This window comes from Mangrovibacter plantisponsor, from assembly GCF_003182475.1.
GTDB classification, from domain to species: Bacteria; Pseudomonadota; Gammaproteobacteria; order Enterobacterales; family Enterobacteriaceae; genus Mangrovibacter; species Mangrovibacter plantisponsor.
Genome location: NZ_QGTS01000008.1, coordinates 44,083 through 64,368, shown reverse-complemented (window position 1 = coordinate 64,368; position 20,286 = coordinate 44,083). Strand labels below are relative to the sequence as shown.

The following is a 20,286-nucleotide window of genomic DNA, read 5'->3' as shown; positions in this document are numbered from 1 at the left end:
ATCCTGACCGGGGAATTGACAAAGAACAGCACAGCGCCCCCAGTAAACAGCGCCGATAACTGTCTTTGGTCTCGCCTGACTGTGCTAATCACAGCCCGTACGCGCCACGTTATTTAAACGAGTATGTTGACACGTACATTTCCAATAAAGGAAATCAGCTACTCCCCAATGATGCGCGCACCTTAACATAATTTTAGGGAATAAAACAATATTGATATATATTTGAAAATGATAACTATTTTCAGTTGAGGGTAAATAAAAAGAGCTTATTAATAGAGTTGCCTGAATCGGCAGCAGAATATGAATAAAAAATAAGCCTTGTTATGCATTGCGGTATAATACATAGACAAGGCTATATATCTAACTTATTGATTATTGACCATAAATTTATATATCTTTTCAAGATCGTCTATATTTCTGACGCAGATCAATAATCGACGTTCACCTAACTGAAAAACCAGTACTCCGTCTTCAGATAAATTCATCGCGGTTATTTTTGAGTAGGGAGTCCAAAACCCACTAAAAAAGAAACCTGCTTTTTTGAACCGCACCCGGGGAGTCCTTATCCAGAATATATAGAAACCAACCAGTGCCAGTGCACTTAATAACCACGTAGTAAAGGCCGGGCCCTGAGCATGGATGTTGTTGCCAATAAGAATGGCGACCAGAATGACAAAAATCATTCCGTCAGCCCGGCTACGGCGTAGCAAAGGTATCGAGAGCAGAGTGGGGGATTTGAGGTGGTTAATGATAATTTCGTCGTAAAGAGCAAAGGCGAAAAAGGCAAGCGTTAAAACCAGAATAATGATATCCGTAAACGACATAGGTTATCCCTGTCTGCATGCAGGCCGGGGCGAACCCCGGCCTTGTGTCTTACAGTTACAGGCCCAACAGACCAATAGCGTAACCAACAATACCAATTACAAAGAACCCAATAATGATCCACAGTGGGTTAACTTTACGGCGTAACAGCCACATACAGGCAAATGTGAGCAGTAGTGGCACCAGGCCTGGCATTAACTGGTCAAGAATGTTCTGTACTGTCGTGACCTTTTCAGCACCCGTCTGGTCGGTAATTTTCGACACCACCAGTGGAATGTTTACATGGGTCCACTTATTGACCAGCGCCCCCATGACAAACAGGCCCAAAATGGACGCCCCTTCTGTCATTTTTTGCAGGAAGCCGCCACCCATATCTTTAACGATATCGATACCTTTACGGTAACCATAAGCCACACCGTAATAGCGAGTGAGCAGGCGTACCAGGTTAAACAATACAAAGAACAGAACAGGCCCCAGCAGGCTGCCACTCATGGCAATACCGGCACCGAGTGCAGCAAAGACCGGGCGAACGGTACCCCAGAAAATTGGGTCACCTACACCGGCCAGTGGCCCCATCAGACCGACTTTAATACCGTTGATAGCCGCATCGTCAATTTCCGCACCATTGGCACGTTGTTCTTCCATGGCGAGGGTAACGCCCAGAACCGGGGCGGCGACATAAGGGTGAGTATTAAAGAACTCCAGGTGACGTTTAATTGCCTGGCGACGAGCTTCATTGTTTTCCGGGTAAAGGCGGCGAATTACCGGCACCATCGAAAAACAGAAACCGAGCGCCTGCATACGTTCAAAGTTCCATGAACCCTGGAAGAGATTGGAGCGAATGAATACGCCACGAATATCCCCTGGGGTGAGTTTCTTCTCAGTAGTAGTTTTAGTCATGTCAACCATATCGCTCACCTATTAATCCAGTTCGTTATCGAGGTCATTTGCGCCAGATGCCTGCGCAGGTGCAGCTGCAGAGCGGTTATATTTCGGGCTGAGCTGGATGTAGAGAATTGCCATCACAGCACCAATTACGCCCAGTGCAACCAGGTTGAAATTGGTGAATGCAGCGGTAACAAACCCTAAATAGAAGAACGGCATCAGGTAGCCTGCACGCATCATGTTGATGACCATTGCGTAACCAACCACAACAATCATACCACCAGCAATATTGAGGCCACTGGTGACCACTTCAGGCAATGCATTGAGCATATTCTGAACTTCACTGGTACCAACAGAGATAGCCACGATAACTGCCGGAATAGCGATACGCATTGCCTGGAGCAGTAACGCTGAAACGTGTATCCATGAAAGCGCGCTAAGGTTACCTTTTTCAGCAGCGCTGTCTGCAGCATGCTGGAAGCCCACAGTAATGGTACGCACGATGATAGTCAGTACCTGGCCTGCAGCAGCCAGTGGTATTGCCAGCGCAATACCTGCACCAATGCTTTGGTGACCAGCAATAACCAGGATGGTTGAAATAATAGATGCCAGTGCTGCATCAGGTGCAACTGCCGCACCAATGTTCATCCAGCCAAGGGCGATCATTTCCAGGGTACCACCAATGATAATCCCGGTTTTCATATCACCCAGCACGGCCCCAATGAGCGTACAGGCGATAAGGGGGCGGTGAAACTGGAATTCATCCAGTATGGATTCCATACCAGCAATACAAGCGACAACAAACACCAGCACAATTTGAAGAGTAGTAATCTCCATTGTACTTCTCCTATAACGTAAACAGACTGAATACCGAAACCGTCGTCACAAGGGGGACGGCCCTAAACGTGATTATTCCTTCCCGACTTTGTTGATGAGTTCCATCATCTTGAGTTTCGGGTCATTGGAGACTTTACGTACTTCCAGTTCGATGCCCCGTGCATTCAGTTTGCGGAATGCCTCAATATCCTTCTCATCAACGGAGACGGCGTTGTTTACCTGTGTTTTCCCTTGTCGATAGGCCATACCCCCAATATTGACAGTTGTGATTTTCACCCCTTGTTCAACAATGCGTTCGACATCTGTTGGGTTAGTGAACAGCAACATGACACGTTCACCGGCATATTTCGGGTTGTTGTAGACACGAATCATTTTGGCAACGTCCACAACATGGGCGGTTACCCCTGGCGGGGCCACCTGGGTGAGCAACGTTTTACGGACGGTATCCGCAGCCACTTCATCACTGACTACGATAATGCGGTTGACATTAGTCTCTTTGGTCCAGCGAGTTGCAACCTGCCCGTGAATCAGGCGGTCATCAATACGCGCCAGGCCAATAACCATATAGTCGGCATCAGTCATGGGTTTCGCTGGCGCTGCAGCGGGTTTCGGTTTGGCGGGTTTCGCTACAGGCTGTGCTTTAAGCGCCTTAACGCCTTCACGCCCTGTTTCCACCGCGATATTGACCAGTTCATCAAATGAAGGGTTATCGTCGCGCGCCATCAGAGTTTCGACCAGCATCGGGATGTTAACCCCGGCGACGACCTCGTGGTTTTCTTTGTCGACAACAATACGGCTGGCCGCATTAAATGGGCTCCCACCCCAGGTATCCACAAGAAAAAGGACGCCTTTCCCAGTTTCCAGTTTAGCTAATTGAGCCTGGTATTTTTCGATAATGGTTTCCGCATTTTCACCGGGAACAAAATCGATCCAGCCTACGTTTTCTTGCTCGCCTAGCAGCATTTCGGCAGTTTTGAGCAATTGCTCAGCTGCCCAACCGTGTGTGCCTATGACAATAGCAATGGTCACTTGCTACCTCCTGTTCGCCCTTGTAAACACTATGGGGATGCAAAATATCAACGTTATGAATTGATTAAGTAATGAAATCATCAGCGAGATTTATTTTAGATAGTAAAAAAATAAATTATGTGACTCAGGTCGTTAATTTACTGATAACTTAATTTTCGATTGCAGCGTTAATTATCCTGCAGAAAAATGAGGGTTTTATTGCAAGCTTAGGTAAATATTAACCAAAAGTTATAATTTATTGTTAGGATAACCATCCTTTTTACATTTGGAGTGCAGGGTAAGCCCTACTATATGGATCGTCACCGACGTTTCTTTACCTTTCAAATTGCCCAGTCGGGTGTTTTTTATTCAAACTCACACCAGCCTTGTGGTGAGCCGTTCCCAAAACGTTTCAGCGTTAAACCGCCTTTATCTGCCTCGGGTTACAGGAGTCATTGATGGAAATGTTAATGGATCCGTCTGTTATTGTTGGCTTGCTGACACTGGTGGTACTGGAAATTGTACTGGGCATCGACAATCTGGTGTTTATTGCCATCCTGGCTAATAAATTACCTCCGGCGCAGCGGGATAAGGCCCGTGTTATTGGGCTGTCGCTCGCGCTCGTGATGCGCCTGTTATTGTTGTCGCTTATTTCGTGGGTTGTGACACTTACCACGCCTTTGTTCAGTGTGGCGTCCTGGTCGTTTTCTGGCCGGGATTTGATAATGCTGGTGGGCGGGTTGTTCTTGCTGTTCAAAGCCACTACTGAGCTACACGAAAGGCTGGAGAACCGCCCTCATGATGACAGCCACGGGAAAGGATATGCCAGTTTTAGCGCTGTAGTGCTGCAAATTGTTGTCCTGGATGCGGTGTTCTCCCTTGATGCCGTAATTACTGCCGTGGGTATGGTTAACCACCTGCCAGTGATGATGGCCGCAGTTGTCATTGCAATGGTCATCATGTTACTGGCATCACGCCGTCTGACGCTTTTTGTGAACGCGCATCCAACGGTAGTGGTGTTATGCCTGAGCTTTTTGCTGATGATTGGCCTGAGCCTGGTGGCGGAAGGGTTTGGCTTCCATATCCCTAAAGGTTATCTGTATGCAGCAATTGGTTTCTCTATATTAATAGAGAGCTTCAACCAGATAGCACACCGTAATGCGGTACGCCAGCACGCACATTTACCATTACGCGCCAGAACTGCCCGTGCAATTCTGGGCCTGATGGGTAAACGCCGGCAATCTGGCAATGTGGCGGAACATGAAACACCCGAGCGCCAGGAAGAGCTGTTTGCCGAAGAAGAACGCTACATGATTAACGGTGTACTGAGCCTGTCATCGCGCTCGCTGCGCACTATCATGACCCCCCGTAATGACATTAGTTGGGTGGACGCGTTGCGGGAAGCAAATGAAGTGCGTGACCTGGTGATGTCATCACCTCACAGTCTGTTTCCGGTTTGCCGCGGTGAGCTGGATGAGCTGATTGGTGTGGTAACCGCGAAATCGTTGCTGGCAGCCCTCAACAAAGGCGAAGATATTGCGGCTGTTGCGGCTTCTTCTCCGGGAATAGTGGTACCAGAAACACTCGATCCCATCAGTTTGCTGGGCATATTGCGCCGTGCCCGGGGTAGTTTCGTTATCGTCAGTAATGAGTTCGGCGTTATTCAGGGGCTGGTGACTCCGCTGGATGTGTTAGAAGCTATTGCTGGCGAGTTCCCGGACGCGGATGAAACCCTGGATATTCAGCCAGACCAAAACGGCTGGCTGGTGAAAGGCAGCACGGATTTACATGCGCTGGAAAACTACCTTGGCCTGGAAGAGCGCCTGACTGAGGAGAGTAGTGTGGCGACGGTAGCGGGCCTGGTTATTGCCAACGAAGGCAAAATCCCGCTGGCCGGTGAAAAGCTGTACATCGCAAGCCTGGTGATTACTATTCTGGAAGTGAATGAGTACCGGGTGGAACTGGTGCACATTGCGCGTGACCCTATGCTCACAGGCACCCAGCCCGGTTAAGGCATTACTCCCCGGCGGGTGACGGGCCGGCCTGCTCATAGCGGGCCAGCCACTCACTGAATTCCTCTACTGGCATTGGCTCACCATAAAGAAAACCCTGCAGCGTTGACACACCATGTTCACGCAAGTACCTTGCCTGTTCATGATTTTCGATCCCTTCTGCAATCATATCGATATGCAGGCGATGCCCCAGTGCAACAATCAAATCGATGATAGGCGTATTAACGGCGTCCGAACCAATAGCCGTGACAAAGCTTTTATCAATCTTGAGAATATCCGGTTTGAGCATTTCCAGGCGCTGTAATGAGCTGTGGCCAGTTCCAAAATCGTCAATGGCGAGTTTGACGCCTAACGTTTTCATTGCAGCAATATACTGGATATCGTTATCTTCCAGCCTGTCACGTTCTGTCAGCTCCATCACCAGTTGTTGCACAGGTTTCTGTGTACTCCAGTATTGCTTAATGTCGTCAAGGATTTCGCCGCGTTGAAAATGGTGTGCCGCAACATTAATACCAATATGGAAATCCGCTTCTTCAGGAAAGCAGGCAGTACGAATAGCGGTTTCATACAGCACATAGCGTGTCAGGCTGGCAACCTGGCCAACATCTTCCGCAATAGGGATAAAGGTTTCTGGTGAAACCGGGCCCTGACGTGGATTATCCCAGCGTAAGAGTATCTCAACACCGGTACATTTTAGTGTCGCAGAGTTGAATAATGGCTGGCAGTAAATCACAAACTCTTTACCTGCAATTCCGGTTTGCAACTCACGGATGAAACTCAGCCGCTTAGTGGTCGTTATCAAAATAGCCCAGACTGCAAACAGCGAGCACAATAACGCCAGGGGAAGTTGTGAGGGAAGATCCCGTATGGCAAGACGGGTTATTGAAGGGCCGATCAGTGATATGGAAATACCGGGAATCGATGACTGTACTGTGGATATCGACTCGCCAGGCTGTGGCACCAGGTTCTGGGTAAGCCCCTGACCGTGGATAAACCAGGTATCCCCAACGTCGATGGCAAGCTTAGCGCCAGAATCTGATTGTGTGGCCCAGAGTAAATCAGCAAGGTAGCTAATATTGACCACCTGCAGGCTGCCACTCATTCCATCTGCTGATGTGGGTAACCAAATTGCCAGTACCGGGTCATGCTGCGGTAACAGTTTGTCTTGCTGAAGCCAGATATACACAGATGCAGACGGGAACCAGGGCTGGCGGCTGTTAAGTGGAACGTGGCGTTCCCCAAACAAACTTGAGCAGCCTACTTCGCCATTCTGTACCAGCGCAACTGCCCGCAACGAGGGCCGGGCGACGACGTATTCACGTAACTTCAGCGATGCATCCGGGCAACTGCCAGTGAACAGTGAGGCGGGTAGTTGCAACGCCATTAGTGGCGCAAGTGTGGTATCCAGTGCGTGGCGTGTTTGCTGCTGTAAAGTGAGGCGCTCAGCCCGGTGAGTCGTCTTATTCAGGAAAAAACAAATAGCAAGTGTCGCCACCACCACCACTAAACCGAGGACCAGGCAGATAATAATCCGTTTACGTTGATGCTGATGAACCATCCGTTGGGCGTTGTGCATGCCGGTTTGCCTTAAGTAACCTGATGGTAATGCAGAATAATTTTAGTGTAGTGGAAATATTTACAGGGTTGAAAAATTATCCTGGCTTTGCCTGTACTGCCACAAAACGAAAATTGCCAGCCTGTATGAAGCGTTAGCAGGCTGGCAGGGCGGGAAAAATAAGTCGTATCAGTCGCACTGAACTTTGATTGCCAGCCCGCCACGGGAAGTTTCCCGGTATTTGGCATTCATATCTTTGCCGGTTTCGTACATTGTTTCGATAACTTTATCCAGTGAAACCCGCGGTTCGGAAGTGCGACGCAGAGCCATACGTGCGGCATTAATAGCTTTAACTGCCGCGATAGCGTTGCGCTCAATACAGGGAACCTGCACCTGGCCGGCAACCGGGTCACAGGTGAGCCCGAGGTTATGTTCCATACCTATTTCTGCGGCAACACAGACTTGCTCAGGGCTGCCACCCAATAATTCAGCCAGGCCGGCGGCTGCCATCGAACAGGCAACACCCACTTCGCCCTGGCAACCAACTTCTGCACCAGAAATAGACGCATTCATTTTGAATAATGTGCCAATCGCCCCGGCAGCCAGGAAATAACGGATGGCAATATCAGGGCTTACCGATTCAATGAAATGATCGTAGTAACTCAGTACGGCAGGAACAATGCCACAGGCGCCATTTGTTGGCGCGGTTACCACTCGCCCACCTGCGGCATTTTCTTCGTTCACGGCCAGCGCGAACATATTGACCCAGTCGATAACATTCATTGGGTCGTTAGACAACTTACCACTGGACATCAGTAAGCGGCGTAGTGCAGATGCCCGGCGGGGAACCCGCAACGGGCCTGGCAGCACACCTTCGGTATTCATGCCCCGGTCAATACAGGCGCGCATGGTGTGCCAGATAACATCGAAGTAGTCATCAATATCTTTGCGAGAATGCAATGACAGTTCATTTTTAAGCACCAAACCAGACAGCGATAACCCGGTCTCTTTACAGTGTGCCAGCAGCATTTTGGCTGAATCAAACGGATATGGGACGGTAACAGGGGAGACATCGGCCTGGCCAAAATGTTCTTCATCAACAATAAAACCACCGCCAATTGAGTACCAGGTTTTACTGTAAATAAGAGAAGTTTGGTCCCAGGCATGAATTTGCATACCGTTTTCATGAAGTGGCAGGTTCTCGCTATGAAAACGCATGCCATCATCTTTCGGGAAATCCACTTCAGCCTGGCCGCCCGCGATTAATAACCGCCCACGGTTTTCTACATCGCGAATAAATGCAGGTATGGAATCAATGTCAACGTTGTCTGGCTGGTTACCTGCCAGGCCCATAATAATGGCAATATCTGTGTGGTGCCCTTTGCCTGTCAGTGACAGGGAACCATAGACATCAACCGCAATGCGGCTCACCCGGTCAATCATCCCAAGGGTGACCAGGTCATCGGCAAATTGTTTCCCCGCCTTCATGGGGCCGACAGTATGAGAGCTGGACGGGCCGATACCCACTTTAAACATGTCGAAGACACTAATCACGAATTCACTCCTGAATAACCGCTGATGTATGGCAGAAAACTGGGCTAAGTGTAAGAGTTTATCGCTACCGGGAGGAAACTATTCACATGAATTTAACTAATGAATATGCTTAATTTGGCTAATAGGAAAACCTGCCCGTGTCAGGATCTCTGCCTTGCTACTAGTTCATGTATCCATGCCAATTTGTAACGCCACCTGGCGGATAATCCCGGCGGTCATTCCCCAGACAAAATAGTGCTGGTACCAGGAAAGCCAAACCCGGTGAGCATTGTTTTGGCGGTAAACATCCAGTGGGTGATAGCGGGCCAGGCGCAAGGCTTCTGCCAAAGGCATTTCGAACACATCAGCAACTTCGTCCTGGTTGGCGTGGTAATGAATACCGGGAGGAATAACGCCGACAACAGGTGTGACACTGAAACCGGTGACACTGTCCACTGCAGGCAGCACGCCAATAATGTCAACCACATCAGGAGGAATACTGACTTCTTCGCAGGCCTCGCGTAACGCCGTTGCTACCAAAGACGGGTCTGTGCTGTCGGCGGCTCCACCGGGAAAGGCAACCTGGCCTGCATGCTTACGCAGCCGGGGTGAGCGGCGTGTCAGCAACAACCCTGGTTGTTGACGGCGCACTACCGGCACCAGTACAGCTGCCTGGCGCGCATTGCGTGACATTTCGCCAGTGCCCGGCTGTAACAACTGAAAGCGCGATAAAAACATCTCCATGGATAACTCATTGAGGTGCATCAGTTACTCCGTTAATACGCCAAGAATACGGCTGACTTTATCAAATGTTTCCTGATATTCCGCGTCTGCTTCACTGTCCGCCACAATACCCCCGCCGGCACTACAATACAGGTAACCCTGCTCGGCAGTCAGTGTGCGAATGGTGATGCTGGTGTCCATCGAACCACAAAAACTCAGGTAACCGATACTACCGCACCATGCGTTTCTCCGCTGAGGCTCAAGGCTTTCAATAATTTCCATTGCCCGGATTTTCGGCGCACCAGTGATTGAGCCACCAGGGAAACAGGCGCGCAGCAAATCACATGCGCGTTTATCATCAGGTAAACGAGCCGTAATAGTACTGACCAGATGGTGTACTGCCGGAAAAGGCTCAACGACAAAAAGTTCGGGAACACGCACAGAACCCGGAACAGCCACGCGGCCGATATCATTACGCATCAAATCGACAATCATCAGGTTTTCTGCCTGATCTTTAGTGGATGCCGCCAGCCGCTCTGCCTGGCGTTTATCTGCTGCCGGGTCTGGCAGGCGCGGGAGTGTTCCTTTAATGGGGCGCGTCTGAATGTGATTGTCATGCAGGTAAATAAACCGCTCAGGTGAAACACTGAGTATGGTACTGCCGGGCAGGCGCAAAAAAGCACTGAATGGAGCGCGATTCGCTTCAGTCAGCGCCAGGTACGCCTGCCATTCGTCGCCCTGGTAACGGGCAGAAAAACGCTGTGCAAGGTTCACCTGATAGCAGTCACCACTATGCAACCAGTGCTGAATTTGGCTGAACTTTTGGCGATACTCCGCTTGTGTCATGTTTGACTGCCAGGCAGAGGTTAACTGAAAAGGCTCCGGGCTGCCTGGCTCCTGAGATTCAAGCCAGGCCAGGCGCGTGTCGGCATTCTGCCAACTGATAAGTGTGAGCGCCTGGTGCTGGTGGTCGGCAATCAGTGCCCAGTCATAAATACCTACCGCAATATCTGGAGTGTGCAAATCAGCCTGTGCATGAGAAGGCAACCGCTCATACTGGCGGCCAAGGTCATAACCAAATAAGCCCAGCGCGCCGCCCTGGAAAGGAAGTGACTCATCCACATCGGGAGTAAACGGAAAACGCTCAAGAAGCGTATTCAGGTGCGCCAGCGGGTCGCCATGAAGTGAAGAAGTGTTCAGCCCATCATAACATTCAGACAAGCCATTACGGCTTACCAGTGTGGCGCAAGGGTCTGCAACCAAAATATCGAACCGGCTGTATGGGTGTTCAGCATTCCCGGAATGGAGCAACATTGCCCAGGTTTTATTGCTCAACTTTGCAAAATAGTGGGTAATGGCATCTGCGTGCCAGGGAAGGGGCAGTTGGTGCAACTTAGCAGGCATGGTAGTTGTCTTCAGTACAATATTAATAAAGTAACAGCGTTCATGTTATCTGGCTTTGTACCGGGTAGCATGAAATAATCAGCCGTTAATTTATCAGGAGTTGATTATGTTTGCAGGTTTACCCGCGTTAAGCCATGAAGAGCAACAAAAGGCTGTTGAACGTATTCAGTCCTTAATGGCTCAGGGTATGAGTAGTGGTGAGGCCATTGCTCTGGTCGCGAAAGAAATACGTGAAACTTTCACCGGTGAAGCAATTCCGGTTCGCTTTGAAGACGATGACGAACAGCAAAGCTGACAGAGCCCGGTAACAGGCCCTGTCCGGGGCCTGTTTTAAATTGCTGCAATAACTTTAATTTCTACTTTCCAGTCTGGCTTCATCAGCAGTGCCTGAACGGTTGTACGTACCGGCGCTTTGCCGTGCACCACCCAGGCGTCCCACGCGCGGTTAAGTGCGGCAAAATCGTTTTTATCTGCAAGGAATACGGTAACATCGATCAGGCGAGTTTTATCCCCCCCGCGCTCCTGCAACATAGCTTCAATTTGTTCAAGGCAGTTCTCAACTTGCTGCTGCGCATCGGTCCCGTCAATTTCCGGGACTACAGTAAAATACATCGTTCCATTATTGATGATAGCGTCAGACCAACGGTCCTCAGCATTCAGGCGTACAATCGTCATCTTTTTTCCTCGATAACTCTTAAACAATCTCACAGAGTGCCACAATGTTTTGTCAGAATCACCATGACTGGCACAACTTTGCCGCCCCTGACATAATCGGCATCACTTTACGCCTGCCAGCCAGGCATTAGGGAGGACAAACGTGGCAGACGATTTTGCGTCAGACGGGCAACTTGCACAGGCCATCAACGGTTTTAAACCGCGCGAAGCACAAAGGCAGATGGCACAGGCCGTAAGTGCAGCGATTACCGGCAGCCATTCACTGGTCGTCGAAGCAGGTACGGGAACGGGTAAAACCTATGCTTACCTGGCACCTGCGTTGCGGGCAGATAAAAAGGTGATTATTTCCACCGGTTCAAAAGCCTTGCAGGATCAACTGTTCAGCAGGGATCTGCCCACCATTGCCCGGGCGCTGGGTTACACCGGCAGGCGGGCGTTACTGAAAGGGCGCAGTAACTATTTATGCCTTGAACGCCTCGAACAGCAAGTGCTGGCCGGTGGCGATTTACCAGTACAAATCCTGAGCGACCTGATGATTCTGCGCCAGTGGGTGAGCGAAACCGAAGACGGAGACACCAGCACTTGCCATGGCGTGGCGGAAGATGCGCCTGTCTGGCCTTTGGTGACCAGCACCAATGATAACTGCCTGGGGGCTGACTGCCCGCGCTACAAAGAGTGCTATGTGGTAAAAGCCCGTAAAAAGGCGATGGATGCAGATATTGTGGTCGTCAACCACCATCTTTTCATGGCCGATATGGTGGTCAAAGACAGTGGGTTTGCCGAGCTCATTCCCGATGCCGATGTCACCATTTTTGATGAAGCCCACCAGATACCTGACATCGCCAGCCAGTACTTTGGGCAGTCCCTTTCCAGTCGCCAGTTGCTTGATGTCGCCAAAGATATTGCCATTGCTTACCGCACGGAAGTCAAAGACACCCAGCAATTAATGAAGTGTGCAGACAGGCTCACTCAGAGCACCCTGGATTTCCGCCTGCAGTTAGGTGAGCCGGGTTTTCGTGGCAACCTGAGAGATTTACTGGCCGATACAGTCGTGCAACGCGCGCTGTTGCTGTTAGATGATTCTCTGGAACTGTGTTACGACGTGGCAAAATTATCCCTGGGCCGCTCAGCGTTGCTGGATGCGGCTTTTGAGCGTGTCACCCTGTATCGGGCACGCCTGAAACGCCTCAAGGAAACCAGCCAGACAGGCTACAGTTACTGGTATGAGTGTACCAGCCGTAACTTTACTCTGGCCCTGACACCGCTCAGTGTGGCAGATAAATTTACTGAAGTGATCAAAGAGAAAAAAGGGTGCTGGGTGTTTACCTCCGCGACGCTGTCAGTGAATGATGATTTGCACCATTTTACTGACCGCCTGGGGCTGGATGATGCGCAAACATTACTCTTGCCGAGCCCTTTTGATTACGCCCACCAGGCACTGCTCTGTGTGCCGCGTGGGTTACCAGAGCCTGGCAAACCAGGTGCCGGGCGCAGGCTTGCATCCATGCTTCGCCCACTGATCGAAGCGAACAACGGGCGTTGTTTTGTGTTGTGTACTTCTCACGCAATGATGCGCGACCTGGCCGAACAATTTCGGGCTACCATGACGTTGCCAGTATTACTGCAGGGCGAAACCGGCAAAGCGCAGTTGCTGGAGCAATTTATTTCAGCAGGTAATGCCTTGTTGGTAGCGACCAGCAGTTTCTGGGAAGGTGTCGATGTTCGCGGGGATGCACTGTCCCTGGTTATTATCGATAAACTGCCATTCACCTCTCCCGATGATCCGTTACTGAAAGCGCGTATGGAAGATTGCCGGTTACGGGGTGGTGAGCCATTTGATGAAGTCCAACTACCTGAAGCCGTGATTACGCTTAAGCAGGGTGTGGGGCGACTGATCCGTGATACCAGCGACCGGGGTGTGTTAGTGATTTGCGACCCGCGACTGGTGATGCGCCCCTATGGCGAGATATTTCTTGGTAGCCTGCCTGATGCGCCACGCACCAGGGATATAGAACGTGCGGCGGAATTTTTGCGCCAAAGGCCGGCGGAGTAATTTGCCCTGGGGTGTGCTAGAATGCGCGCCATTTTGTAATTGTCTTTGTCCTGAGGTTAGTACCACCCATGCGAATTTTGGCTATTGATACCGCCACCGAAGCATGTTCTGTCGCCGTGTGGAACGACGGTAAAACATACGCCCACTTTGAGCTGTGCCCGCGTGAGCATACACAGCGTATTCTCCCTTTGGTACAGGAATTACTGAACCAGAGCGGCGTTTCTTTGTCTGACGTTGATGCTCTCGCTTTTGGCCGTGGACCGGGCAGTTTTACAGGCGTGCGGATTGGTATTGGTATCGCACAAGGGCTGGCGCTTGGCGCGCAATTGCCTCTGGCTGGCGTATCGACACTGGCGACAATGGCACAGGGGGCGTTTCGTCTGTCGGGGGCAACCCGGGTATTGTGTGCCATTGATGCCCGCATGGGGGAAGTTTACTGGGCTGAATACCAGCGCGATGCAACAGGCCAGTGGCACGGGGAAGAAACAGAACGTGTCTGCAAGCCTGAGGCTGTGACTGCGCGTTTACAGCAACTCGATGGTGAATGGGTAACGGTAGGTACCGGGTGGGAAGCCTGGCCTGATATGGCGAAAGATACGGGTCTGTCCGTGGTACCCGGAGGTGTTTCTTTACCCATGGCGGAAGATATGCTGCCGTTTGCAATACAGGCCGTTTTGCAACAAAAAACGATAGCAGTTGAACAGGCTGAACCTGTATACCTTAGAAATGAAGTGGCCTGGAAGAAATTGCCGGGTCGGGAATAAGAGCGCCTGTTTGCGGAGTAAGGAGTTTTTTATGGCTGGTGGTTCAGTGCGTCGTGGTATTTATGGCCTGGGGTTAGTGGCCTGCCTGCTGTTAACCGGGTGTGTGAGTGTGCCGGATGCCATTAAAGGCACCAGTCCAACTCCGCAAATGGATTTAGTTCGCGTGATGAATGCGCCTTCATTGTATGTAGGTGAAGAGGCGCGTTTTGGTGGCAAAGTTATTGGGTTGCAGAATCTGGACGGTAAAACTCGCCTTGAGATTGCGGTAATGCCGCTGGATGAAGGCGCAAGGCCAGAGTTGGGGCAGGCCTCCGTAGGGCGTATTTACGCCGATGTCGCAGGTTTCCTCGACCCGGTTGATTACCGGGGGCACCTTATCACGGTTGTCGGGCCGATTACCGGAACCGAAAAAGGTAAAATTGGCCAGAGCCAGTATACCTGGATGGTCATGAAAGCGACTGGGTTCAAACGCTGGCGAGTGGTTCAGCAAGTGGTCAGCCCACCTGATGTCGTTGACCCATGGATGTGGGGGGCAGGCTACCATTTACGCATGCGTCCGGCGCCCTGGGGGTATTACAACTATGGTCCGGCACGTGTCGAATCAGTAGTGACTGAATAATCAGTTAAACAGAGGTCCGGGTTTGAGTATTTAGAAACAGTGACTTTGTCGCTGTTTCTTTGTTTTCATGGACGGAAAAATAAATTAGTGACGCGCTTCGCAACCTGCAAACAGCGTAACGGAGTTAACTGGTACGCTGAGTTAATATAATGTTAATTCTTTGTTTGTTTTTTTGGGGTTGCGATGACGATAAATACAACATACAGAGGTGATGCGTTGAAGAAGGTTTGGCTAAACCGATACCCGGAAGATGTACCGGCTGAGATCAATCCTGATCGTTACCAATCCCTGGTTGAATTATTTGAACACGCCTGTGTGCGTTATGCCGACCAGCCTGCATTCATCAACATGGGCGAAACCATGACATTTCGCAAACTGGAAGAGCGTAGTCGGGCTTTTGCGGCTTATCTCCAGGAAGGTCTTGGCCTGAAACCCGGAGACCGTGTTGCGTTGATGATGCCCAATTTGCTGCAATACCCGGTCGCGTTATTTGGTATTTTGCGGGCTGGCATGGTTGTGGTGAATGTTAACCCTCTCTACACACCGCGCGAACTGGAACACCAACTGAAAGACAGCGGTGCCAGTACAATCGTTATTGTTTCAAATTTTGCACATACCCTGGAAAAGGTTGTGGCAAATACCCCGGTGAAACATGTGATCCTGACGCGTATGGGGGACCAGCTTTCAACGGCAAAAGGAACGCTAATTAACTTTGTCGTGAAGTATGTAAAGCGGCTGGTACCGAAGTATCATCTGCCGGATGCTGTCTCTTTTCGACGTGCCATGCATCAGGGCTACCGCATGCAATATGTGAAGCCTGAAATCGAAAGCTCGGCACTGGCATTTCTGCAGTATACCGGTGGTACGACCGGTGTGGCGAAAGGGGCAATGCTCACTCACCGCAATATGCTGGCCAATATTGAACAAGTAAAAGCCACCTATGGGCCGCTACTGTTTAATGGCAAAGAACTGGTAGTCACAGCGTTACCGCTTTATCACATTTTTGCCTTAACAATGAACTGCCTGCTGTTTATTGAACTGGGTGGGCAGAATTTACTTATCACTAATCCACGCGACATTCCTGGCCTGGTAAAAGAGCTGGCAAAATACCCGTTCACTGCCATGACCGGGGTGAATACATTGTTTAATGCATTGCTGAACAATCCGGAGTTTCAGAAGCTCGACTTTTCTTCACTGCACCTGGCGGCAGGAGGCGGGATGCCGGTGCAACACGCAGTTGCAGAACGCTGGGAAAAACTGACCGGGCATTATCTGCTTGAAGGTTACGGGTTGACGGAGTGTTCACCTTTGGTGAGTGTAAACCCACATGATATTGATTATCACAGTGGCAGCATTGGCCTGCCGGTACCCTCAACGGATGTACGCCTGGTGAACGATGAAGGTGAGTGCGTTGTGCCTGGCGAACCGGGTGAACTGTGTGTGAAGGGTCCGCAGGTGATGGAAGGTTACTGGAACCGCCCTGATGCCACAGAAGAAATTATGCAGGATGGCTGGTTACGGACCGGCGATGTGGCTGTGATGGATGACGAAGGCTTTATGCGGATCGTCGATCGCAAAAAAGACATGATCCTTGTGTCGGGTTTCAACGTGTACCCGAACGAAATCGAAGATGTTGTGATGCAACATAGCGGTGTTCAGGAAGTGGCCGCCGTGGGTGTACCTTCGCAGGCCAGTGGCGAAATGGTGAAACTCTTTGTAGTGAAAAAAGAGGATTCATTAACGGAAGAAGCACTGATAACGTTTTGCCGCCGTCACCTTACAGGTTATAAAGTGCCTAAGCAGGTCGAGTTTCGCACTGAATTGCCCAAATCAAACGTCGGCAAAATTTTACGGCGAGAATTACGTGACGAAGTGCTGAAGGCAGGTGACAATAAGCCCTGAGAATTTAATCCATCTCCCATAACGCCGGGTGATCCTGGCGTTTTTTTTGGGTAATGCGCTAAAGATAGAGAAATTGTTTTGAACTATCAGATAATTACAAGTGATTCATCCCTTGAAGAAGTGTGCCAGGCAGCCAGAGTCCACTCAACCCTCGCGCTTGATACTGAATTTGTCCGCACCAGGACTTACTACCCACAACTGGGTTTAGTACAAATGTTTGACGGGGAACGTTTATCGTTAATTGACCCGCTCACTATTACTAACTGGCAACCTTTTATTGAGTTGCTTACATGCCCTGATATCGTTAAATACCTCCATGCCGGCAGTGAAGACCTTGAAGTGTTTCTTCACAGTTTCGGTACCATGCCAGTCAATATGATTGATACACAAGTGCTGGCCTCATTCACCGGAATGCCGCTTTCCACTGGCTTTGCCAAACTGGTGGAGAAATATGACGGGGTGGTGCTGGATAAAAGTGAATCCCGGACAGACTGGCTGGCTCGCCCACTCACCACCCGGCAGTGCGACTATGCGGCGGCCGATGTCTGGTATTTACTCCCACTGGCGGGCAAACTTTTCCAGGAAGCACAGCAAAGCGGCTGGCTGTCGGCTGCTCTGGACGAATGCCAGCTGATGATGCAGCGCCGCAGTGATATTACTGACCCTGATGAAGCCTGGCGTGATATTGGTAACGCATGGCAGTTGCGTCCACGTCAGTTGGGCTGCCTGAAGCTCCTGGCCGCCTGGCGTTTATGTGAAGCCCGTAAGCGTGACCTCGCGGTTAACTTTGTTGTGAAAGAAGAAAATTTGTTGTCCGTTGCCCGCTATTTACCCGGTACGCTGGGTGAGCTGGATGGCATGGGGCTCAATGGCAGTGAGATTCGCTATCATGGCAAAACATTGCTAAGCCTGGTTGAACAGGCTCAGGCAATACCTGAAGGTGATTTGCCTGCACCAATTAGCAGCCTGATAGATATGCCTGGCTACCGTAAAGCCTTTAAGGCGATTAAAGCCGTTGTGCAGCAGGTGGGGGAAGAGTGTGGGTTGAGCCCAGAGTTGCTGGCATCACGCCGCCAGATAAACCAGTTGCTGAACTGGCACTGGCAACTGAAACCAGGGTTAACGCCAGAACTGACCAATGGCTGGCGGGCAAATTTACTGGGTGAATCACTCAAGTCTTTACTGACAGAGTATTAAGCCGCAGCAAACACAGCCGGAACAGGTGCTTTCTGACCTGTTCCGGCTGGAACCCCGCGCCGCCTGGCACAGTGGCGGTGTTACTTGGTTTCTTCCGTCTCGGGAAGCGTTACGTTCAACTCAAGCACTGAAATATCATCACCTTTCTGATCCAACTGAACGGTGACCATCTCAGGATCAATTTTCACGTATCTGCAAATCACTTCCAGAATATCGCGTTTTAACTGGGGCAGATATTGAGGTTCCATTTCGCTACGGCGACGTTCTGCCACAATTATCTGCAAGCGCTCTTTTGCAATATTGGCGGTATTCTTTTTTCGCGAAAGAAAAAAGTCGAGCAATGCCATAATTTATCCTCCGAACAGGCGTTTGAGGAAACCTTTCTTCTCTTCTTCAATGAAGCGGAAAGGACGTTCTTCACCCAGCAGGCGGTCTACTGTATCGGCATAGGCTTTACCTGCATCTGACTCTGTATCAAGAATCACTGGCTCACCCTGGTTTGATGCACGTAAAACAGACTGGTCTTCAGGAATTAAACCGACCAGCGGAATGCGCAGAATTTCCAGCACATCTTCCATACTCAACATATCACCTTTGTTAACCCGGCCTGGGTTGTAGCGGGTAAGTAACAGGTGCTCTTTGATTGGGTCTTCCCCCGCTTCTGCACGGCGAGATTTCGATGAAAGGATACCGAGGATACGGTCAGAGTCACGCACAGAAGAGACTTCAGGGTTGGTGGTGATAACGGCTTCATCGGCAAAATAGAGCGCCATCAGTGCCCCGGTTTCAATGCCTGCCGGTGAGTCACAGACAATGAAATCAAACTCCATTTTTTTCAGTTCATCAAGAACCTTGCCAACACCTTCCCGGGTCAGCGCGTCTTTATCGCGCGTTTGCGAGGCAGGAAGAATGTGCAGGTTCTCAGTGCGTTTATCTTTGATCAGTGCCTGGTTGAGGGTGGCATCACCCTGAATAACGTTTACGAAATCATAAACCACACGGCGTTCACAACCCATTATCAGGTCCAGATTACGCAGACCGATATCAAAATCGATAACAACGGTCTTTTTTCCCTTTTGGGCCAGACCTGTAGCGATGGCCGCGCTGGACGTAGTCTTGCCAACGCCCCCTTTACCCGATGTAACAACAATAATGCGTGCCATAGAGGAGTTCCTTGTTAAAGGGCTTATTTAGTATAAAGGTTGAACCGTTAAAGCGCCGCCGACCAGTTTCAGCCGCGCCGCTTTACCATAATAATCAGTTGGAACCTGGTCACTCAGCCAGTAAACACCGCCAATTGAAACCAGTTCTGCAACCAGATGAGTACAGAAAATTTGTGCGTCTTTATCGCCCGCAGCACCGGCCAGAGCCCTGCCACGCATAGTGCCATAAACATGAATGTTACCATCGGCAATCAATTCAGCACCGGCGCTTACGTGGTTTGTGACGACCAGATCACTGTGCTGTGCGTAGATACGCTGCCCTGAACGCACCGGGGTATCAATCAAGCGTGTTCTGTGTACTGTGGCTTCTGGTACAACAAGGGGCGTGTCTTGCTTTGCTTCACGAGCCGGGCGGGTTGGTTTAACGCCCTCGGTTAGCAAAGGAAGGCCAGCCATTTCAACTTGCGCTTTTAATTGTGGGTTTTTACTACCGCTGACACCAACAACATGCAAACCTGAAGCACTGACTGCTTCATTAACCTGTTGCCAGATTATTGCGCCATCAACATCGGCGACATTAACAACGACGGGGGCATTTTTTAAAAAAGCCGGAGCCTGGGCCACTTTGTCTTCAAGAGCTTTGCGGATAAGCGCGGGGTTTGCATCATGCAAATGAACCACGGAGAGTGTAAAACTACTGCCTTTTAGTTCAATGGGAGAATTTGACATCCTGGCCTTACTCAATTCAGTTTAAATTCCCGAAAATACGGGATGATATCCCAAGCATAGCAGGCATGTTATAGTCCTGAATATGTTGAAGCAAGTCACCAGCGAATGATTCAGAGTAAAAAACATGTTTTGTGTGATCTATAGAAGTAGCAAGCGCGACCAGACCTATCTTTATGTTGAAAAAAAAGACGATTTTTCACGGGTGCCGGAAGCGTTAATGGCTGGCTTTGGTAAGCCAATTATGACCATGCTTTTACCGCTTAATGGTGATAAAAAGCTGGCTAATGCCAATATTGATACCGTAAGAGAAGCCCTGGAAACCCAGGGGTATTATTTACAGATCCCACCGCCTGTGGAAGATTTACTGAAACAGCACCGTGAAGAACAAGGTAAAAATTAATTTCC

General features: G+C 50.1%; 20 protein-coding genes and 1 riboswitch. Of the genes, 8 read left to right on the top strand and 12 right to left on the bottom strand.

The window, feature by feature from the left end:
• Positions 1-179: riboswitch (yybP-ykoY riboswitch) on the bottom strand.
• A gap of 186 nt (positions 180-365) precedes the next feature.
• The 4 genes from DES37_RS14150 to manX all read right to left on the bottom strand — a co-directional run bounded on the left by DES37_RS14150 (position 366) and on the right by manX (position 3,573).
• Positions 366-824 (bottom strand): DUF986 family protein, encoded by a 459-nt coding sequence (locus DES37_RS14150; protein ID WP_036107281.1) that lies wholly within the window; start codon positions 822-824, stop codon positions 366-368.
• A 55-nt stretch (positions 825-879) separates the two neighbouring features.
• Positions 880-1,731: a PTS mannose transporter subunit IID gene (locus DES37_RS14145; RefSeq protein WP_036107486.1), complete on the bottom strand. Its 852-nt coding sequence runs from the start codon at positions 1,729-1,731 to the stop codon at positions 880-882.
• Between the two features lie 12 nt (positions 1,732-1,743).
• Complete coding sequence (locus DES37_RS14140) at positions 1,744-2,544, bottom strand: PTS mannose/fructose/sorbose transporter subunit IIC (RefSeq protein WP_110026306.1); 801 nt, start codon at positions 2,542-2,544, stop codon at positions 1,744-1,746.
• 72 nt (positions 2,545-2,616) lie between these two features.
• A complete protein-coding gene (manX, locus tag DES37_RS14135; protein WP_110026305.1) occupies positions 2,617-3,573 on the bottom strand; it encodes a PTS mannose transporter subunit IIAB in 957 nt (318 codons plus the stop codon).
• Between the two features lie 437 nt (positions 3,574-4,010).
• Between manX and DES37_RS14130 the strand changes: the two genes are divergently transcribed.
• Positions 4,011-5,564, top strand: coding sequence for a TerC family protein (locus DES37_RS14130; protein WP_110026303.1), 1,554 nt, complete (start codon positions 4,011-4,013; stop codon positions 5,562-5,564).
• A gap of 4 nt (positions 5,565-5,568) precedes the next feature.
• On the opposite strand, the gene DES37_RS14125 is transcribed toward DES37_RS14130, so the two are convergent.
• The 4 genes from DES37_RS14125 to pabB all read right to left on the bottom strand — a co-directional run bounded on the left by DES37_RS14125 (position 5,569) and on the right by pabB (position 10,779).
• Positions 5,569-7,140, bottom strand: coding sequence for an EAL domain-containing protein (locus DES37_RS14125; protein ID WP_110026301.1), 1,572 nt, complete (start codon positions 7,138-7,140; stop codon positions 5,569-5,571).
• A 168-nt stretch (positions 7,141-7,308) separates the two neighbouring features.
• Entirely contained in the window at positions 7,309-8,673 is a 1,365-nt protein-coding gene (gene sdaA, locus DES37_RS14120; RefSeq protein ID WP_036107293.1) for an L-serine ammonia-lyase, read from the bottom strand.
• 165 nt (positions 8,674-8,838) lie between these two features.
• Positions 8,839-9,417 (bottom strand): CoA pyrophosphatase, encoded by a 579-nt coding sequence (locus DES37_RS14115; RefSeq protein ID WP_036107296.1) that lies wholly within the window; start codon positions 9,415-9,417, stop codon positions 8,839-8,841.
• 3 nt (positions 9,418-9,420) lie between these two features.
• Complete coding sequence (pabB, locus tag DES37_RS14110) at positions 9,421-10,779, bottom strand: aminodeoxychorismate synthase component 1 (RefSeq protein WP_110026300.1); 1,359 nt, start codon at positions 10,777-10,779, stop codon at positions 9,421-9,423.
• A 106-nt stretch (positions 10,780-10,885) separates the two neighbouring features.
• Between pabB and DES37_RS14105 the strand changes: the two genes are divergently transcribed.
• Positions 10,886-11,074 (top strand): YoaH family protein, encoded by a 189-nt coding sequence (locus tag DES37_RS14105; RefSeq protein ID WP_036107300.1) that lies wholly within the window; start codon positions 10,886-10,888, stop codon positions 11,072-11,074.
• Positions 11,075-11,109: 35 nt separating this feature from the next.
• Here the strand turns inward: DES37_RS14105 and DES37_RS14100 are convergent, their stop codons facing one another.
• Positions 11,110-11,454, bottom strand: coding sequence for a RidA family protein (locus DES37_RS14100; RefSeq protein WP_036107303.1), 345 nt, complete (start codon positions 11,452-11,454; stop codon positions 11,110-11,112).
• Between the two features lie 142 nt (positions 11,455-11,596).
• Here DES37_RS14100 and yoaA point away from each other — a divergent pair, with 142 nt between their 5' ends.
• The 5 genes from yoaA to rnd all read left to right on the top strand — a co-directional run bounded on the left by yoaA (position 11,597) and on the right by rnd (position 17,989).
• Positions 11,597-13,507 carry a DNA repair helicase YoaA gene (gene yoaA / locus DES37_RS14095; protein WP_110026298.1) on the top strand — a complete coding sequence of 637 codons (1,911 nt, stop codon included), beginning with the start codon at positions 11,597-11,599 and terminating at the stop codon, positions 13,505-13,507.
• 68 nt (positions 13,508-13,575) lie between these two features.
• The gene (gene tsaB / locus DES37_RS14090; RefSeq protein WP_110026297.1) at positions 13,576-14,271 is read left to right on the top strand and encodes a tRNA (adenosine(37)-N6)-threonylcarbamoyltransferase complex dimerization subunit type 1 TsaB; all 696 of its coding nucleotides are present in this window, start codon (positions 13,576-13,578) and stop codon (positions 14,269-14,271) included.
• Positions 14,272-14,302: 31 nt separating this feature from the next.
• Positions 14,303-14,890, top strand: coding sequence for a Slp/YeaY family lipoprotein (locus DES37_RS14085; protein WP_036107311.1), 588 nt, complete (start codon positions 14,303-14,305; stop codon positions 14,888-14,890).
• Positions 14,891-15,106: 216 nt separating this feature from the next.
• A complete protein-coding gene (gene fadD, locus DES37_RS14080) occupies positions 15,107-16,792 on the top strand; it encodes a long-chain-fatty-acid--CoA ligase FadD (RefSeq protein ID WP_146211516.1) in 1,686 nt (561 codons plus the stop codon).
• A 78-nt stretch (positions 16,793-16,870) separates the two neighbouring features.
• Positions 16,871-17,989 (top strand): ribonuclease D, encoded by a 1,119-nt coding sequence (gene rnd, locus DES37_RS14075; protein ID WP_110026294.1) that lies wholly within the window; start codon positions 16,871-16,873, stop codon positions 17,987-17,989.
• An 80-nt stretch (positions 17,990-18,069) separates the two neighbouring features.
• Here the strand turns inward: rnd and minE are convergent, their stop codons facing one another.
• The 3 genes from minE to minC are packed head-to-tail and all read right to left on the bottom strand — an operon-like array spanning position 18,070 to position 19,881.
• Positions 18,070-18,336 (bottom strand): cell division topological specificity factor MinE, encoded by a 267-nt coding sequence (gene minE / locus DES37_RS14070; protein ID WP_064594084.1) that lies wholly within the window; start codon positions 18,334-18,336, stop codon positions 18,070-18,072.
• Between the two features lie 3 nt (positions 18,337-18,339).
• Entirely contained in the window at positions 18,340-19,152 is an 813-nt protein-coding gene (gene minD / locus DES37_RS14065) for a septum site-determining protein MinD (protein ID WP_036107324.1), read from the bottom strand.
• Between the two features lie 27 nt (positions 19,153-19,179).
• On the bottom strand, positions 19,180-19,881 hold the full coding sequence (gene minC / locus DES37_RS14060; RefSeq protein ID WP_036107325.1) for a septum site-determining protein MinC: 702 nt from the start codon (positions 19,879-19,881) through the stop codon (positions 19,180-19,182).
• A gap of 124 nt (positions 19,882-20,005) precedes the next feature.
• On the opposite strand from minC, the gene DES37_RS14055 reads away from it, so the two are divergent.
• Positions 20,006-20,281 carry a YcgL domain-containing protein gene (locus tag DES37_RS14055; RefSeq protein ID WP_036107333.1) on the top strand — a complete coding sequence of 92 codons (276 nt, stop codon included), beginning with the start codon at positions 20,006-20,008 and terminating at the stop codon, positions 20,279-20,281.
• The last annotated feature ends 5 nt before the right edge of the window (positions 20,282-20,286 follow it).

Bases quoted from the DNA above. Each gene is read 5' to 3' on its own strand.
- DES37_RS14150 (WP_036107281.1), bottom strand. From the start codon at position 824: ATGTCGTTTACGGATATCATTATTCTGGTTTTAACGCTTGCCTTTTTC.
- DES37_RS14145 (WP_036107486.1), bottom strand. From the start codon at position 1,731: ATGGTTGACATGACTAAAACTACTACTGAGAAGAAACTCACCCCAGGG.
- DES37_RS14140 (WP_110026306.1), bottom strand. From the start codon at position 2,544: ATGGAGATTACTACTCTTCAAATTGTGCTGGTGTTTGTTGTCGCTTGT.
- DES37_RS14130 (WP_110026303.1), top strand. From the start codon at position 4,011: ATGGAAATGTTAATGGATCCGTCTGTTATTGTTGGCTTGCTGACACTG.
- DES37_RS14125 (WP_110026301.1), bottom strand. From the start codon at position 7,140: ATGCACAACGCCCAACGGATGGTTCATCAGCATCAACGTAAACGGATT.
- DES37_RS14115 (WP_036107296.1), bottom strand. From the start codon at position 9,417: ATGCACCTCAATGAGTTATCCATGGAGATGTTTTTATCGCGCTTTCAG.
- pabB (WP_110026300.1), bottom strand. From the start codon at position 10,779: ATGCCTGCTAAGTTGCACCAACTGCCCCTTCCCTGGCACGCAGATGCC.
- DES37_RS14105 (WP_036107300.1), top strand. From the start codon at position 10,886: ATGTTTGCAGGTTTACCCGCGTTAAGCCATGAAGAGCAACAAAAGGCT.
- DES37_RS14100 (WP_036107303.1), bottom strand. From the start codon at position 11,454: ATGACGATTGTACGCCTGAATGCTGAGGACCGTTGGTCTGACGCTATC.
- tsaB (WP_110026297.1), top strand. From the start codon at position 13,576: ATGCGAATTTTGGCTATTGATACCGCCACCGAAGCATGTTCTGTCGCC.
- DES37_RS14085 (WP_036107311.1), top strand. From the start codon at position 14,303: ATGGCTGGTGGTTCAGTGCGTCGTGGTATTTATGGCCTGGGGTTAGTG.
- minE (WP_064594084.1), bottom strand. From the start codon at position 18,336: ATGGCATTGCTCGACTTTTTTCTTTCGCGAAAAAAGAATACCGCCAAT.
- minD (WP_036107324.1), bottom strand. From the start codon at position 19,152: ATGGCACGCATTATTGTTGTTACATCGGGTAAAGGGGGCGTTGGCAAG.
- minC (WP_036107325.1), bottom strand. From the start codon at position 19,881: ATGTCAAATTCTCCCATTGAACTAAAAGGCAGTAGTTTTACACTCTCC.
- DES37_RS14055 (WP_036107333.1), top strand. From the start codon at position 20,006: ATGTTTTGTGTGATCTATAGAAGTAGCAAGCGCGACCAGACCTATCTT.